This window comes from Prosthecobacter fusiformis, assembly GCF_004364345.1.
Classification (GTDB): Bacteria; Verrucomicrobiota; Verrucomicrobiia; order Verrucomicrobiales; family Verrucomicrobiaceae; genus Prosthecobacter; species Prosthecobacter fusiformis.
This window is the reverse complement of the sequence record NZ_SOCA01000002.1, coordinates 751,212-766,677: the sequence shown is the minus strand read 5'-3', so window position 1 is coordinate 766,677 and position 15,466 is coordinate 751,212. Positions and strand designations below refer to the sequence as shown.

General features: G+C 54.7%; 14 protein-coding genes. 8 read left to right on the top strand and 6 right to left on the bottom strand.

From position 1 onward, the window contains the following. The first annotated feature begins 102 nt into the window (after positions 1-102). A complete protein-coding gene (locus EI77_RS08990) occupies positions 103-1,326 on the top strand; it encodes a hypothetical protein (RefSeq protein WP_133794840.1) in 1,224 nt (407 codons plus the stop codon). Positions 1,327-1,337: 11 nt separating this feature from the next. Here the strand turns inward: EI77_RS08990 and EI77_RS08985 are convergent, their stop codons facing one another. Next, entirely contained in the window at positions 1,338-1,664 is a 327-nt protein-coding gene (locus tag EI77_RS08985) for an H-type lectin domain-containing protein (protein WP_133794838.1), read from the bottom strand. A gap of 125 nt (positions 1,665-1,789) precedes the next feature. On the opposite strand from EI77_RS08985, the gene EI77_RS08980 reads away from it, so the two are divergent. After that, a complete protein-coding gene (locus tag EI77_RS08980) occupies positions 1,790-2,380 on the top strand; it encodes an LURP-one-related family protein (protein WP_133794836.1) in 591 nt (196 codons plus the stop codon). A 12-nt stretch (positions 2,381-2,392) separates the two neighbouring features. Here the strand turns inward: EI77_RS08980 and EI77_RS08975 are convergent, their stop codons facing one another. Then, on the bottom strand, positions 2,393-3,712 hold the full coding sequence (locus tag EI77_RS08975; RefSeq protein WP_133794834.1) for a DUF1552 domain-containing protein: 1,320 nt from the start codon (positions 3,710-3,712) through the stop codon (positions 2,393-2,395). A 190-nt stretch (positions 3,713-3,902) separates the two neighbouring features. Here EI77_RS08975 and EI77_RS08970 point away from each other — a divergent pair, with 190 nt between their 5' ends. Further along, the gene (locus tag EI77_RS08970) at positions 3,903-4,973 is read left to right on the top strand and encodes a hypothetical protein (RefSeq protein ID WP_133794832.1); all 1,071 of its coding nucleotides are present in this window, start codon (positions 3,903-3,905) and stop codon (positions 4,971-4,973) included. A gap of 72 nt (positions 4,974-5,045) precedes the next feature. On the opposite strand, the gene EI77_RS08965 is transcribed toward EI77_RS08970, so the two are convergent. Next, positions 5,046-7,487 carry a DUF1592 domain-containing protein gene (locus EI77_RS08965; RefSeq protein ID WP_133794830.1) on the bottom strand — a complete coding sequence of 814 codons (2,442 nt, stop codon included), beginning with the start codon at positions 7,485-7,487 and terminating at the stop codon, positions 5,046-5,048. A 696-nt stretch (positions 7,488-8,183) separates the two neighbouring features. Beyond that, positions 8,184-8,549 (bottom strand): DUF5713 family protein, encoded by a 366-nt coding sequence (locus EI77_RS08960; RefSeq protein WP_243838733.1) that lies wholly within the window; start codon positions 8,547-8,549, stop codon positions 8,184-8,186. Between the two features lie 295 nt (positions 8,550-8,844). Between EI77_RS08960 and ilvB the strand changes: the two genes are divergently transcribed. Genes ilvB through ilvN form a run of 3 tightly spaced genes read left to right on the top strand, consistent with a single transcriptional unit; the run spans position 8,845 to position 12,007 of the window. Then, positions 8,845-10,572, top strand: coding sequence for a biosynthetic-type acetolactate synthase large subunit (ilvB, locus tag EI77_RS08955; RefSeq protein ID WP_133794828.1), 1,728 nt, complete (start codon positions 8,845-8,847; stop codon positions 10,570-10,572). Between the two features lie 60 nt (positions 10,573-10,632). After that, positions 10,633-11,421: a DNA-methyltransferase gene (locus EI77_RS08950; protein WP_133794826.1), complete on the top strand. Its 789-nt coding sequence runs from the start codon at positions 10,633-10,635 to the stop codon at positions 11,419-11,421. Positions 11,422-11,461: 40 nt separating this feature from the next. After that, positions 11,462-12,007 carry an acetolactate synthase small subunit gene (ilvN, locus tag EI77_RS08945; RefSeq protein ID WP_133794824.1) on the top strand — a complete coding sequence of 182 codons (546 nt, stop codon included), beginning with the start codon at positions 11,462-11,464 and terminating at the stop codon, positions 12,005-12,007. 60 nt (positions 12,008-12,067) lie between these two features. On the opposite strand, the gene EI77_RS08940 is transcribed toward ilvN, so the two are convergent. Next, positions 12,068-12,310: a hypothetical protein gene (locus EI77_RS08940; RefSeq protein WP_133794822.1), complete on the bottom strand. Its 243-nt coding sequence runs from the start codon at positions 12,308-12,310 to the stop codon at positions 12,068-12,070. A gap of 131 nt (positions 12,311-12,441) precedes the next feature. Here EI77_RS08940 and EI77_RS08935 point away from each other — a divergent pair, with 131 nt between their 5' ends. After that, the gene (locus EI77_RS08935; protein WP_133794820.1) at positions 12,442-13,836 is read left to right on the top strand and encodes a hypothetical protein; all 1,395 of its coding nucleotides are present in this window, start codon (positions 12,442-12,444) and stop codon (positions 13,834-13,836) included. After that, entirely contained in the window at positions 13,833-14,669 is an 837-nt protein-coding gene (locus EI77_RS08930) for a sugar phosphate isomerase/epimerase family protein (protein WP_133794818.1), read from the top strand. Before EI77_RS08935 ends, EI77_RS08930 begins: the two co-directional genes overlap by 4 nt. Before the next feature lie 51 nt (positions 14,670-14,720). Here EI77_RS08930 and EI77_RS08925 read toward each other — a convergent pair whose 3' ends face one another. After that, on the bottom strand, positions 14,721-15,317 hold the full coding sequence (locus EI77_RS08925; RefSeq protein WP_133794816.1) for an RNA polymerase sigma factor: 597 nt from the start codon (positions 15,315-15,317) through the stop codon (positions 14,721-14,723). Positions 15,318-15,466: the final 149 nt, after the last annotated feature.

Genomic DNA, 15,466 nt, shown 5'->3' with positions numbered 1-15,466 from the left:
AAGCCGCCACCATGACCGCAAAGGAGCGTTACAGAAGCCACTCTGCAAGGACGAACGACAAAGCCCCTTGTCGTGACAACTGCCCTGGCGGAAGAGTGAGGGATGAAGGCATACTTTAAGGACTTGGGACGCACCGTTTTGCAGCGCTGGAAGGACAATAACTTTTCGCTGGAAAAGTTTCCTGAGATCGCGCAGACGGCCCTGGATGCCAATCCTCCAGCCCAGCACGTGGACTTGGCCGCTTTCATGCGGGAATTTCTTTTGGATGATGAACAGCCCTTCCAGACGCAGTCCGGCTTTGGCCAGCCGGAGATCGTCGCCTACGACCATCCGCGCTTTTATATCCAGCTTCTCTTCTGGATGGATGGCACCACGGATATTCATCAGCATGAGTTCTCCGGTGCCTTCCACGTCATGTCTGGCTCCAGCATTCATGCGCATTACGAGTTTGAAAAACAACAGGCCATCACACCTCATCTGCATCTGGGCGATGTGCGCATGAAGAAAATCGAATTGCTAGAGACAGGACGCACCGTCCCCATCATCTCAGGCTCGCGCTGCATCCATTCCCTATTCCATCTGGAGACACCTTCTGTGACGGTGGTAGTGCGCACACAAAATGACCCTGGCACCGGTCCCCAATTCAATTACCTGCCCCCGCACATTGCGCTGGATCCTCACTTTAGCGACCTGCTGACCATGCGTCGTAAGCAGTTGCTGGATGTCCTGGAGCAGACCGAAGACCCGTCTTATGCGGAACTGGTTTTGGAAATGATCACCAGCCTAGACTTCGAGCGCGGCTTTTATATCCTTCAACACAGCATGGGGCATCTGTCAGATCTCGGCGAATGGGAGACAGTGCTCACGGCATTTCAAAAGAAGCATGGCCAAGCCGCTAGCGGCATCTCCCCTACCCTGGCCGAATGTGTGCATCGGGATCGCATCAAAAACATGCGCAGCCATATTGCTGATCCTGAGCATCGGTTCTTCCTGGCCCTGCTGATGAATGTGTCCAACCGCAAAGACCTCCTGGCCTTGGTCACACAAAAACATCCAGATGCCCCTGCTGCGGAAACAGTCATGCGCTGGGCTGAAGAACTGGCGGATATCTCGGAAGAAGGCATCTCCATTCTTGATGCATCATTTCCAGAAACGCTGGACATCCCCGCAGAGGATCAGCCGGAACTTTTCCTGGCTGCACTTCGTCACTTTTTGTTAGGAGGCAAAAAGGTTCCCGCCGCTTTGAAGTCCCTGGCACCCGACGGCCTGCAGGATGTACGAGACAGTTTTGCCACATCCAGCCTGCGCGTACTCCATGCAGGCTAAAGTATTCAGCTTTAAGAACCAATGGCCAGCCAGTTTAATTCAGCAGCATAGACACGAGTGTTGGACCAGGTGGAAATAACCGCCTGGAAACCGGATTCCGTGATGCTTTCAGCCTTCACCGTCAGGCGGGCGCTGTCTCGTTGGTCAATGTCGAATCCAGTAAGTCCCAAATGCACCACCGGCACCGAAAGAAAGGGTGAATCAAACACAACCTGGACCACATAACTGCGTAGCGTGTCCGCCTCTGGCTCATTATTGGCCAGATTCCAGTCTTCCAAAAGAACACTGACGGAAACTTGGGAGGAAAGGACTTTCCAGGGAACGGATGTTGAGTACATGCACCTAAGTTAAAGCAACATTTGGGCCTGTTCCAGTATCCAGTTCCGTAGCAGTCCCGGAGTTTTAAAAAAATGCCAATTTTCGGGTGAGTTCCGGTGCTTACAGCTCATGATGAGACTCCGCTATGAACTATCCTCTGACATTCCGATTCAAACTCATCGCCCTCACCCCTCAAATCTATGTGGAAGATGCGGCAGGAAACCAGGTGTGCTATGTGAAGCAAAAGATGTTTCGTTTCCGGGAAAAAGTGGAGGTGTATACCAATGACACCCGCACCCAGCTCCTGGCAACGATCGAGGCAGACCGTATTCTGGACTGGTCAGCCCGATATACCTTTCGTGATGCGCGGGGTAATGAGATCGGCGCTGTCGGCAGGCGAGGTATGAAGTCCCTCTGGCGCGCGCATTATGAAGTCTTTGCGCCTGGCTCCAAAGAGATCGCCTTTCTCATCCGCGAGGAAAACCCCGGGGCTAAACTGATGGACGGATTTATCGGTGAGATCCCAGTCGTGGGTATGTTCAGCGGCTTCATGTTCCACCCCCGCTACCTGGCCAGCCGTCCCGACACGACACCTGTGCTGAGGCTGACGAAACAAAGCGCACTCTTTGAAGGACGCTTTGAACTCGTCCAAGTCAATGCCGCCGATGAAGGCGAGCAGACGGCGCTGATGCTGTCCTTCCTCATGATGAACTTGCTGGAGCGGAAGCGCGGGTAAGGCGCAACGCGGTTACGCCAAGTTCAACAAGCCACCTTCGCAAAGCTCGGCTTTGCCGAAGGTCTTGAGGCCAGAGTGGCCCATGGAATGGGCTACCGTCATCCAAAGGCGATTGTGGGCGACTTTGTCAAACTTCAAAGTTCGCCCCATTTTGAAGCCTCCACCGCCACCGACCATGACATAAGGAATGTCATCGAGGGTATGGCTATTCCCTTTGCCCAGTTCATTGGTCCAGACGAGCAAGGTATTGTCCAGCATGCTACCATCGCCGGTGGATTCAGGGGTTTCGCTGAGGCGTTTGGCCAGATAGGCGAACTCTCCTGCAAACCAAGTATTGATCTTCATCAGCTTGGCATAGCTCTCCTTGTTGTCATCGGGATCATGGGAAAGAGAGTGGTGACCTTCATCAATGCCCAGCCAGCGCATCTGGGCCATGCCGACGGAGCGCATGTACTGCAAAGTGGCCACACGGGCCATGTCATTTGCCAGACTATTCACCAGGAGGTCAATTTGCACACGGCTGATCTCGGGCGTGTTATCATTGACCAGTTCAATGCTGGGATCGACTTGCGGCACAGGGTGAGCTAGCTGGCCCTGCTTATCGGCATTCTCCAGATCCTGCTCCAGGCTGCGCACAAGGGTCATGTGCTGGTCCAGAAGGGCTTTGTCGCGGGCGCTGAGTTTGGAAGAAACGCGTTTAAGGTCATCGCGAACATCATCCAGGATGCTCACCAGACTTTCTTTGTCCTTCATCCGGCCATAAAGTTTGCCTAACATTTGGTGTGGATCATCCACAGGCGCGATGGGCTGGTTGCCGCCTGCATAACTCATGCGCGTCCAGGGATCCGCACGATCTGGCACGGCAACCCCAAACTCCAGGGAGCCAAAACGAGTGCGTGTTTCAGGACGGCTTTGAAGGAAGTTTTTGATCTCCTGGTCAATGGAGATACTGCTGGCCCAGCCCGCAGGGTTGCCACCACCGCCCATGATGTTTCCCTTGAGCAATTCGTCACAAGTGAGCAGGCAGCTCATACCACGCATGTGGTTATCCCCATCTCCACGCACCTTATTGGCGATGCCGTGAAGAATGAGTGTTTTGTCCTTGAAGGCCTCCAGCGGCTTCAAGATGGATTTCATTTCAAAACCCTCGCCTTCCTGGTCAGGCCAAAATTCCCCAGGGACAGTGCCATTGGGAGAGAACATGATGATCAGCCGCTGCCGCTTCTGCGGAGCCGGTGCGCCTGTGATGCTGGGCAGACCAGAGAGAAAGGGCAACGCAGTTGCAGAGATGCCGAGATCTCGAAGAAATTGGCGGCGGTTCAGGACTTTCATGAAAGGGGGATGAAGGTGCTACGGAGGAGTGAAGGGTTTTCTTGCGCGAAGATGCCACGTGAGGACGAGAGATCAACGAAGCAGCGACCCGCCCGGATGGCATTGAACAGGCAGGCGGCCATTTGGAGGCGTTGTGTGAATGGCGGAGTTTTCCCGTTTACTTTTCGAGCTTGGGCCGTCTCTTAGGTGGATGCCTTTCCTCTCCCCTGCCTTTTCAGCGCCGCTGCGGTGGCTGTGCTGCCTTGCCCTCGCCGGGCTGCTTTCCCCTGCCCAGGGCCAGTCCCCGCCCGCCGAAGAGGAAGAGGTGGATCGCCGGACGGAGCTGATGCATGCGCGAGCCTACGCCCATGCGATGGAGCGGCAGATGGTGCTCCTGATGGAGAAATTTCCGGCGATGAAGACGGAGATCGAAAAGACGCAGGGCCTGTGGACGCAGTCGCCCCTGGCCCAGGGTAAACGGGCACTGGAGGAGGAGATGCTGCGCGAGGGCGGCGAGGCCATGAAGGCGGAGCTGGAGAAGATCGATCGATCCTTCGATGACCCTGTGAAGACGGTGCAGGAAATCACAGGGGAGGCGGAGCTGAGGCTCTTTCTCCAACGGGTGGAGGATCGGGCAGGCGGAGACATCAAGATACCTGCGATCCGGGGCCAACTGCTGAGTTACTGCCCCAAATATCGAAACCAGCCTGAGATGGAGATGCTGGAAGGTTACCATACACCAGTGACGACCCGGCACGGCTGGGTGAAGGTGACGCTATCCTGGCCCATGAGTTGGAAGCCGACAGCCGCGCGTAACCCGGCCATGTTTCAAAAGCACGTACATGTGTACGGCCACGGCCACCTCCATGGCAATGTGCAGGTAATTCCGCTGCCCCAGGGCCAGACTGTAGAAGAGGCCTTCAATGCCTGCACAATTGAGTCGGAAAAGCGATACTTTAAATCACTGGGGCTGGACCTGATGCACTTCGAAGAAATGCATCGGGAAACTTTTAATCAGACTGATGGGCGACACACCCTGCGGTACAAGATCGCCACCGCCGAAGGGCCGATGGGCACCGCCCCGCTGCGGGCGGCAGTGATAGAGTTTAAGACCTTCTACGAAGGCCAAATGATCATCCTCTTTTTCAACTGCCCCGGCCCGGCAAACAGTCCCATGGCCAAAGAACGCCTGGAGAAATACGCACCGATGTTTCAGCAGGTGGCGAATTCGATGAAGCTGAATAGCGGTGATATGGTGAGGGTCCGGAGAGATCCAAGATGATTGGAAGGAGGAGATATTGGCTGTGAATCACTGTCTTCAATATCGATGTCGCACCACTCAAGAAAATATTGATTAGCGCACGCCATCCAGTGCGGCGAGGACAGAAATCTGAACGAGGAGTTTTTGAATGTTGCAGCCGTTGGCGGCGAAGTCCTTTTGAAGCTTGTCCATGACCTCGGGGCCATAGGCGGGGATCTGCTGCTTGACGGTGTGGTTGAACAGATGGCGGATGAAGGCGCGGTGACCGGCGGGGTTGTCAGCGACATAGTTGACGATGTCGCGCGGGCCGGTGAGGCGGATGTTTTTGCCTTCTTCGGTGGCGAGCTCGCTGATGGGGTTGACGGGCTTTTTGTTATCCTGAGTACGCCAGCGACCAATGGCATCAAAGTTTTCCAGGCTGAAGCCGAGGGGGTTGATGGTGGAGTGGCAGGACATGCAGGAATTGTTCCTCGTCAGCTCAGTGATCTTTTCCCGCATGGTGAGGCTCGGATTAAAATGGCTCTCATCAAAGGTCACGGCCATCGGTGGCGATTTCAGGGAGATGCCGACAATATTGCGAGTGAGGAAGACACCGCGATGGATGGGGGAGGTCTGCTTGCTATAGGCGAGAGAGGCCAGCAGATAGGGATGGGTAACGACCCCAGCCCTCTGTTTGGGGTCAAAGGATACACGCTGGAACTCACCCCCCTTGACGTTCTGACCGTAAAATTTGGCCAGCCGGTCATTGAGTAAAAGGTAATCAGCCTGCAGGAGCTCGCGATAATCAGATTTTTCAGTCCAGACGACTTGGTCGATGAACTGAAGCAAGGAGTGGCGAAGATCTGCCAGAACCTCTTCATTAAAACCAGGGAAGGCTTTGGGATCTTTAGATGTGTTTTCGGCATGTTCCAGTTCCAGCCAATGATGGAAAAAGCCGTGCAGCTTTGCTTTGGTGCGGGCATCCGTGATCATACGCAAAGCTTGGGCTTTGATCTGATCAGGCTTGTGCAGTTTCTTCTCCGCGGCGGCCTGGGTGAGCTTTTTGTCAGGAACGGAATCCCACAGGGCGAGAGCGAGGCGGGAGGCGATGTCGAAGTCATCCGGGGTATCGTTTTCGCTCAGTGCAGGATAAAGGAACCGGGGAGATTTGAGGGTGAAGAGAGACACCCTTTTGACGGCGACTTCAGGTGACTTGGCGGTCTCGAAATGCGAGTCCACATAGAGTTTTTTCTGCTCTTCATTGAGAGGCCTGCGAAAAGCCGTTTCGACAAAAGTGAGAGCAAACTTTTTCAGTTTATCCGCGCGGTCAGGAGCATCCGGTTTTGTGCCGGCTAGGCGGTCCAAATTTTCCTCTACATATTCGGCCGTGGCGATGGCGGCCTCGGTCGTGGCCTGATCCCAGGCTTTGCTGATGCTGGATCCGCGTTCGTAGCCGACGCTGCGGTCATCGGCAGGGAAATTGGTACTCACGATCATGAGCGGGTTGGGTTTGTCCTGCCGCAGGACATGCTTGGGGATGATTTCCTCAATGCCATGCGGCGGCTTCCAGCGGAGCTCGATGGAGGCAGAAGCCTCTTTGAATTTGAAGTGCTCCAAAATGAGTCGATAAGCGCGCCCACCGACGAGGTAGATGCTCTTTTTTTCTTCCCTCACTTCCGGGCCGCTGGTCACCCAGCCGTCAATCAGTGCTTTTTGATCTTCGTTGATCCACAGCCTGACACCATTTTCGCTCTTGATGATGAATTCATAAGTGCCCGTTTCTTCAGCAACGATGCTACCTTCCCAGCGGATCTTAAACTGATCCGTCGCCATCTTTTCTTTGTCCGGACTGTCGGCACCAAACTTGAAATTGATGCGGTCATCCACACGCTCAAACTTGTAACGTTTACGCTCCTCCATGCGTTTCTCGGCCAGGGCACGCTTTTCACGCTCGCGTTTTTCGATGGCTTTGCGGAGTTCATCCTTGGCGGCGGAGATTTTTTTTCCGTCGGCCTTGGCGGCCTTCAGTTCTTCCAGCTTTGTTTCCTGAGGCAGTTTTTCATCCGGCTGTTCCGGCTCAGGCTGAAGGGGTTCAAAACCATTGTAGAAGGCTTTTACACCCATGTCTTCCTTGATGGGGCGATCGAAACCTGGCCCTTGACGAAAACGACCAATGAGATCCATCACGCTGGTGCGATACTGGGCGATGGTGAGCCGGGTCAGGTCTTTTTCCGGGGGACGTATGCGGGCCTGGGCCTCAGGTGAGTAAAAGGCGTCGTAGATATAAGAAGCCACCGCTTTGGCATCTTCCCCCACACAGGCACCGACGTCTTCCTCCGGCATGGTGCGCTCAATCTTGCGAGCCAGGACCTCTAAAGCACGGTCGCCAATCAGAGGCTCGTCATATTTTCCATCCACGCCCTGGCCTTTATCACCATGGCATTCCAAGCATAGCTTTTCATAAATGACCTTGCCTGGATGTGGTGCATCCGCAGCCATGGCGGAATGGCTAAAAAGCAGCGCGGACGAAAGGACTGTAAGGATATAGCGGACCATGAGGAGCAGGCCGGTTAATTCCGGTCTAATGAGGGGGAATAACAATACGCAGCCAGCGATGGGGATTTGGGGATGAATTTCAAATTTTCCCCATTTGGGGATTTTTTATCGTAACTCGTTGGTTTCAAACAAGATATCCATGGGGATTTGTTTCCCCATTGAATCCCCACGGCGTCCCCAATCCCCCATTTGGGGACATTTGGGAGGCTGGCTGGCAGCAAGGGGAGATTTCAAATGCGGCAAACGGGAAGAAAATTTCACGCATTATTATACGATGTTTACTGACATTTGTAAACCGGACGGAAGTGGGCCGGGGCGTGGGCGGGATGGCATCCAGCTCGGGATGGGTTTCGGTTGCGATCCGGCTTTCCGCACCGGGGGACTGTGCGGGCTACGGGTCACTACGAATACAGGGGGGATGGGCTAGGCCAGTGGCGATTGAACCCGGTTGCAGGGAGCCGGCCACCCTTAAACCAAAATTCATCTGTCGCAGGATTCAATTCAAAGAGTTGCCTCCGCCTCGTCTTCGCCAGCGCAACACGAGCCTTTGGCGATGTAACATTCATCACAGATGTGGAGATCGTCCAATTGATGGGTGTCGGGGTGTCCGCAGAAATGGCAGGGCAGTGAGGCTGCCGCCGTGGGGGTAAGACTGCGGGCAGCGGTGGGACATTGGGTGCTCATGAATGAAGTGAACTACCAATCCCGGGGTGCGATCAATTCTTCAATATCGGCCTCGTAACCGTAGGCGGCGGCAATAAACCTAAAATCTGCGGCGATGGCCTCGCGGGCGGCTGTTTCAATTTCGCTTTCGTTTTCTTCAAATTCTTCTGCGAGTTGATTGATCTGTTCAGTGGCCTCATGGGAAAGCTCATAAAGGGCCGGAAGGTCGGCGGGCTTTACCGCTTCAATTTCCTCGCACCATTTCATGAGAATGTCTTTGAGCTTATCCACCAAGGCGGGTGGGAAGTATTCATCTGAATACATCTTTTCCAGGAAGGGATGGGCCAATATCTGAGGATTGCTGACGGGCATAGCGGAAAGCGATTTTGTGGAGAGCATTGTGTAAGTTCCTAGTGGGTGTGGTTATCAGGAACAGGAGAAGACGGCAAGTACGAATGCCCATTCCACATTTGGGGATTAATCCATATCAGTCGGGCGTTGTTCTCCAAAAAATCGGCAACTTCGAGTCCTCCAACCGATTCGGATGCACGATCTTTGATTGAATTTCATTATTTTTGACCCGCTGGAAGTCGGATTTAACCGAACTTGGTCGAAAAACATCAAACTTTGGATTGCATTTTATGATTCAAATGATAAAATAGCCCTCGAAAACGCAATTTTCACCAGACAACCTATGAGCACACCCCAAATGGATGGCGCACAAGCGCTAATCAAAACGCTGGCCGACCTCGGCATCGAGTACGTGTTCGGATATTCCGGCGGCGCCGCGATCCCGATTTTCGACGCGTTGGAAACTATGAAGACGAACATGAAGTTTGTCCTCGTCCGCCATGAGCAGGGTGCGGTTCACATGGCTGACGGCTATGCACGCGCCACAGGCAAGCCTGCGGTGGTGCTGGTGACTTCGGGCCCTGGTGCTGGCAATACGATCACAGGTCTGATGACGGCACAGATGGACAGCGTGCCGATGATCGTGCTGTGCGGCCAGACGGTGAGCTGGATGCTGGGCAAGGACGCCTTCCAGGAAGCAGACATCTTTAACATCACCGCTCCGGTGGTGAAGCATAACTATCTGGTGAAGGATACCAATGCCATCCCGCGCATTGCCCGTGAGGCGTATCATATCGCCACCACAGGTCGTCCAGGCCCGGTGCTGATCGATATTCCGAAGGACAAAAGCCAGGCTCCCTTTACCGGGAACTATGACGAGCCTATCGACCTTCCAGGGTATCATCCTGAAGAGTCGCTGAAGATTGACATGAAGGGCATCGAGGAGGCAGCTCGCTTGATCTCCCAGTCCAAGCGCCCAGTGATCCTCGCTGGCCAAGGCGCGATGATCGCCCGTGCGGACAAAGAACTGAAGCAACTGGCAGAGACGCTGGGTGCTCCCGTGACGACGACCCTGCTGGGCAAAGGCGTGTTCCCTGAAACGCATGCACTCTCCCTGGGCATGCTGGGCATGCACGGCACTGCGTATGCGAACAAGGCGATTTGCGAAGCTGACCTCATCCTGAACGTTGGTTCCCGCTTTGATGACCGCATCATTGGCAAACCACACATGTTCGGCCGCAATGCGAAGCTCATCCACATCGACATTGATGCGGCTGAGTTTAACAAGATGATCAAGGTGGACGTGACCATCAAAGGCGATGCGAAAGCTGCTCTGTCCAAACTGCTGCCGCTGGTGCAAAAGCTGCCGACTGAAGAGTGGGTGGAGCATGTGGACGGCTACAAGAAAAAGTTCCCTCTCAGCTATAAGAAGCAGGGTGGCCTGCGCATGCAGCAGGTGATCGACGAACTCTATACCCTGACCCAGGGCAAGGCAATCGTGACGACGGACGTGGGCCAGCATCAGATGTGGGCCGCGCAGTTCTATAAGAACGACGAAAGCTACCACTGGATCAGCTCCGGCGGTGCTGGCACGATGGGCTTTGGTTTCCCGGCGGCCATCGGTGCGCAGCTGGCCTGCCCTGACAAGCTGGTGGTGTCCATCTCCGGCGACGGTGGTTTCCAGATGACCTTATTTGAACTGGCGACAGCCGCGATCCACAAGCTGCCGATCAAGATCCTGATCCTGAACAACAGCTACCTGGGCATGGTGCGCCAGTGGCAGGAACTGTTCTTCGAAAACCGTGAGAGCGGGGTGGATCTGGTGGGTAACCCTGACTTCGTGAAACTGGGTGAAGCCTATGGCATCAAGGGCTTCCACATACGCCGTCCGGCTGACGTGGAGCGCATCCTCCAACAGGCTCTGGATTACAATGAAGGCCCGTGCATCATTGAAGCTGAGTGCATCAAGTATGAAAACGTGTTCCCGATGATTCCTGCTGGCGCTGCCCTGGAAGACATGATCATCGAAGCACCGAAGCATAAGATGGAGAAGCCAACCGGTTCCACGTAATTGAGCCCTTCGTGAACAGGTGTCGGATGAAGAAATTCATCCGCACACCTTTCCCTCCCTATGAAAGTCAACACTGTCATCAAGGGTGATGTGGTCAAGGCGCTGAAAAAGCTCCCCGATGCCACGTTCCAGACAGTGATCGCTGATCCGCCTTATTATAACGTCCTCGAAGATGAAGCCTGGGACACGCAATGGAAGACGCCCGAAGCTTACCTCGCCTGGTGCGAGGTGTGGGTGGGGGAATGCCTGCGTGTGCTCAAAGAGGACGGCCTCTGCTTCATCTTCGGCCAGCTAGGTAAACGCGAGCATACTTTTATCCACCTCATGTCCCGGCTCTGTCATCAGCATGCATTTCACGATCTCATCATCTGGGACCGTGCGGTGGGCTACAATGAACGCCGGGACAGCTTTACCCCGCAGTACGAGATGATCCTGGTATTGCGCAAAAGTGAGGACGTGAAGTTTAACAAAGACGCGGTGCGCCTGCCGTATGATGCGCAGACCATCACGGCCTATCTGAGAGATCCTCGTTACAAAGACCTGGAAGCCCGCAAGTCACATTTGGAGAAAGGAAAGTTCGCCACAAACATTCTGCGAGTGCCCAGTCTGAAAGGACTGACCAAGGAAAAGTGCGGACATCCCAGCCAGAAGCCGCTGGCACTCATCACCAAGCTGGTGGCCTGTGCGAGCGATGAAAATGACCTAGTCCTGGACCCCTTTCTGGGCAGCGGCACGACGGCCATCGCAGCGGAAGGTCAAGGGCGGCAATGGATGGGCATCGAATGCAATGCCGCCTATACCCAAATGGCCCGACAGCGACTGAAAAAATTCCGAGCCTCCCTTTCCTAACCTTTCTTTTTCCAAACCTTATTTTCAAATCAACGATACCATGAGCGACCGCATCCCTGCCACCACTGACAAGAAGCCTTCACCCCAGGCAGACATCGTCAACATCCACACGCTGAGCGTGCTGGTGAACAACCAGCCTGGCGTGCTCGGCCGCATTTGCGCCGTGTTCAGCCGCCGTGGCTTTAACATCGAATCCCTAGTGGTATCCCAGACGCGTGATCCACGCTTCAGCCGGATGACCATCGGCATCAGCGGCCATCCTGAAGGTCTGCACCAGATCATCATGCAGGTGAACAAGCTCATCGACGTGATCCACGGCATCGAGCACAACGACCGCGATGCGGTGGCCAAGGAACTGGTGCTGATCAAGGTCGCCGCCGGTCCAGAGCAGCGCACGGAAATCCTGCAAATCGTGGAGCATTACAACGGTAAGACGGTGGACCTCCAGGAGGACAGCCTGATCGCCATGATCAGTGGCAACACAGACAAGCTGGATGCGGCGGTGCGCCTGCTGAGCAAGTTCGAGATCGTGGAAACCGTGCGCACCGGCAAAGTGGTGATGGCACGTGGGCTGGAGACGACCTAGTCCTTAAATACGAGTATTCTATTTGAAGGAGTGAGGGCTGTGCCTTCACTCCTTCTTTTTTCACTGACGATCCTTGAGCCCGCGCTCCCCAGCATGGGTGGCACAATGGGCACAGCAGAAGATCTTACCCTCCGACTCCACCCCGTGGCCAATGATGCGGCAATCACAATGCTCACAGATAGGAGCCAAGGCATGGATGGCGCATTCAAAGCTGTCAAAAACATGTGGCTGACCGTGGAGAGTCACCGTGAAGGCTTTGTCGTAAACGTTTCCGCAGGTTTCGCAGGGGGCAGTGTTGTTCATGGTATTGGGGGTGGGGTTCAAGGAGGGTTCGCATCCCCTGCCCCGTATGGCTGGATCCGTTTAACATCCGGTGGGAGGAATAAGCTGCGGGGAGCAGCACGCGGAGGAGGTGCCTGACACGATTAACCTGGATGACACCTTTTTACCGGGATGATGCTATCCGGCAGCGTTTGATCGAATTTTTAGGCGGTGAAACGCTGGATCAAGTGACGGCTGCTTATGTCACCCATTCTGATGGATGCCTTTTCCACCGAAGCCAGTTGCGTCCACCCCAGGAGCTGGATTGGTTTTTGGAACGGGACCTGGATATCGCGAGATCGCTGGGGGATACCCATTCCCTGCTGTTCCACCTGGACATTGAGTATGTGAACTTCGATTCACCTGCTGAGGCGCACCTGGACCCAGTGCGTGCTTTTGAAATCCAAGAGCCGGTGGTGAAGGTGATCGAGTGCCTGCTGCTGCACTGGGGCATCCGTCCGCTGCACATCCTGACGGGTCAAGGACACCATTTTGTGTGGCGGATCGGACGCGATTCCGATGTGGCCAGGCGACTGGAGTTGCTGGACCCTGCCCCTGAATTTCGCAGCCAGTGTGTGGAGCAGGTGCCACCGGAGTTTGCCCAGCAGATCGATGCGAAAGCCCAAAGTGCCTTTGGCGCTCAGTCACTGCTGCTGGAGTACATGGCGCAAAGGATCAAAGCGGATGCGGCATCGCTGATGGACATCCCCGTGGAGATCACGGCGGTGCACGTGGGGCCTGGGCGCACGGGGCGGAGGGAAATCGTCTCCGTGGACATTTCTGAGTATGGAGATCCGCTTTACTCTCGGATGATCCGCCAGCCATTCACTTATTATTTAAAGCCGTGGATGCAGGGACTGGGAGATGATGTGCGCGACCAAATCCCCCTGGTGAGAGTGGTGCCGCTGCATGAAATGGATGTGAAGCTGGCGCTCCAAGTGCGCCAGGTGGAAGCGGAAGTGAGAGAACTGGCCAAGCGTGCCTGTGTACGCATCCCTGATGAAACTCATGGTACGGGCAAGCTGCTGGATGAATACCTGGGCTCTCCGCTGAAGCGCTTTCACGAATACTTTTACTCCGATCATCATGACCCGGAAGAACGCTGGCCGGAGACTTATCACCAGACTCCGGGGTATCTGCTGCCGCCGTGCATGCGCTCGCTGGTGGAAGATCCGAATGATCGACTGCTGAAACCAGCCGGAATGCAACTCATCACCCGGAGCCTTTTAGCGAAAGGCTGGCATCCGCGACATATCGCCGGCTATATCCGCTCCAAGTTTGAAAACTCTGGCTATGGCTGGGGGATGAACTGGGGAGACTACAGTGCGGCTATCCGGGCGGATTTTTATACGCGGGTGTTTGCGGGACTGCGCGCCACCGGCCTGGATGAGCTGGTGGATTTCAACTGCGTCTCCACGCGCGAAAAAGGTTTTTGTCTTTCCCCCTGTGATGCTGGGAGTTGCCTGGCACCCCTTCGTCAAACCCTCCTCACCCATCCCATGTTATGAACCAATGGCCCATCGGACTTTCCACCGGATGCTTTTATCATCGCAGTATTTTTGAAGTGCTGGATGACATCCACGCCAGCGGATTTCGCCAGATCGAAATCTGCTCATTTCCAAAGCATCTGGACTATCATCAAAAGGATCAGGTGCGTGAAGCGGGCGAACGCATGCGTGCACTGGAACTGCATCCCTTTTCCTTTCACGCGCCTTTTGCTGACCACATTGACATCACCTCCCTGCATGAGCCGACGAGGCGTGGAGCGGTGAATGAGCTCATCGTGGCCTGTGAGGCAGCGGCGGTGATGGGAGCGCGCAACATCGTGCTGCACCCTGGCCCAGAAAGGGAGGGCCGACCACCGGAGGAGGAATTCCTCCAGCACATGAACCACGCGGCGGAATCCTTAAACCTGGTGGCCCGACGATGCACGGATCTGGGCGTGAATCTGCTGCTGGAAAACATGCTTCCGCATCTTTTGTTCGGCCACACAAGCGATATGCTTTATTTGTTAGGCCAGATACGGGAATGCAATGTGGGTACGTGCCTGGACACGGGGCATGCTAATCTGGCAGGAGAGCTGGGGTCGGTGGTGCACAAGCTTTCCGGGCATCTCAAGATGCTGCATGCGAATGATAACCTGGGAAACAGTGATGCCCATCTTAATCCGGGGGAAGGCAGGATCGACTGGCCCTGGCTATTGGGCGAACTGAAGAGGAATCAGTTCAAAGGATCCCTCATTCTGGAGCTGGCAGGATATCATGGAGAATCCATCCATGACACTCTTGTGCGTGCCCGCCGCGCTTTTGATTATTTGGTCGCTATCAATAAAAACGACTGAACCGAATCCCGGAGTTTTCCAGAATTCGGTTCAGTCAGAGTTAGGAATCAATTACATCACCTTGTGATGAGCGGCGCAAGCGACGTGGCAAAGTTTGCGCATGCCCAGTTCAAGGCGTGTTTTGACTGTGCCCAGAGGCAGGCTCATGTGCACTGCGATCTGGCGCTGGCTCATGCCGTGCAGGTGGGCGAGGATGACCACTTCCTTTTGCGGCACTGGCAATTGCTGAAGAAGCTGGTTGAGATAGTTTTGGGTATCCTGGCGCTCGATATCATGCTCAGCGCTTTCGATTTCATAAGCGTTGGAAGGCTTGGATGCCTTTTCCAGACGCTCAGTAGCGAGGTGGTAGGCGTGACGCTGACGAAGGCGGTCAATGGCGCGGCGACGAGCCAGGGTAATAAGCCAGCCTGCAGCCTTACCTTTCGAGGAGGAGAAATTAGCCGCATGCGTCCAGATCTGAATGAAGACTTCCTGCAGCACATCATCGGCATCCGTTTCATCGTGAATCACTGAGATGATGATGGACTTCAGGATTGAATGATAACGCTGATGGAGGACCCAGAGTGCATTTGGCTCTTTGGCGGCCAAGCATGCCATCAGAGTTTCATCATCTTTATCAACGTAGGAGGAAGTAGGGGCAATGTTCATGAGGAAAGTGAGCGCAATGGTTAATTGTGGAGATGTGCAGTGAAGCACGATGTCCCTTTCCTCTTATGCACAGCCCATACCTCGTGTGCCACGATGGTTAAATTGTTGATTTTCAACACATTAATAATCATCCCTCATCATGCAGACCT

Excerpts from the sequence above, each read along its gene's own strand:
- EI77_RS08990 (WP_133794840.1), top strand. The coding sequence starts at position 103 with ATGAAGGCATACTTTAAGGACTTGGGACGCACCGTTTTGCAGCGCTGG.
- EI77_RS08985 (WP_133794838.1), bottom strand. The coding sequence starts at position 1,664 with ATGTACTCAACATCCGTTCCCTGGAAAGTCCTTTCCTCCCAAGTTTCC.
- EI77_RS08980 (WP_133794836.1), top strand. The coding sequence starts at position 1,790 with ATGAACTATCCTCTGACATTCCGATTCAAACTCATCGCCCTCACCCCT.
- EI77_RS08975 (WP_133794834.1), bottom strand. The coding sequence starts at position 3,712 with ATGAAAGTCCTGAACCGCCGCCAATTTCTTCGAGATCTCGGCATCTCT.
- EI77_RS08970 (WP_133794832.1), top strand. The coding sequence starts at position 3,903 with ATGCCTTTCCTCTCCCCTGCCTTTTCAGCGCCGCTGCGGTGGCTGTGC.
- EI77_RS08965 (WP_133794830.1), bottom strand. The coding sequence starts at position 7,487 with ATGGTCCGCTATATCCTTACAGTCCTTTCGTCCGCGCTGCTTTTTAGC.
- EI77_RS08960 (WP_243838733.1), bottom strand. The coding sequence starts at position 8,549 with ATGCTCTCCACAAAATCGCTTTCCGCTATGCCCGTCAGCAATCCTCAG.
- ilvB (WP_133794828.1), top strand. The coding sequence starts at position 8,845 with ATGAGCACACCCCAAATGGATGGCGCACAAGCGCTAATCAAAACGCTG.
- EI77_RS08950 (WP_133794826.1), top strand. The coding sequence starts at position 10,633 with ATGAAAGTCAACACTGTCATCAAGGGTGATGTGGTCAAGGCGCTGAAA.
- ilvN (WP_133794824.1), top strand. The coding sequence starts at position 11,462 with ATGAGCGACCGCATCCCTGCCACCACTGACAAGAAGCCTTCACCCCAG.
- EI77_RS08940 (WP_133794822.1), bottom strand. The coding sequence starts at position 12,310 with ATGAACAACACTGCCCCCTGCGAAACCTGCGGAAACGTTTACGACAAA.
- EI77_RS08935 (WP_133794820.1), top strand. The coding sequence starts at position 12,442 with ATGACACCTTTTTACCGGGATGATGCTATCCGGCAGCGTTTGATCGAA.
- EI77_RS08930 (WP_133794818.1), top strand. The coding sequence starts at position 13,833 with ATGAACCAATGGCCCATCGGACTTTCCACCGGATGCTTTTATCATCGC.
- EI77_RS08925 (WP_133794816.1), bottom strand. The coding sequence starts at position 15,317 with ATGAACATTGCCCCTACTTCCTCCTACGTTGATAAAGATGATGAAACT.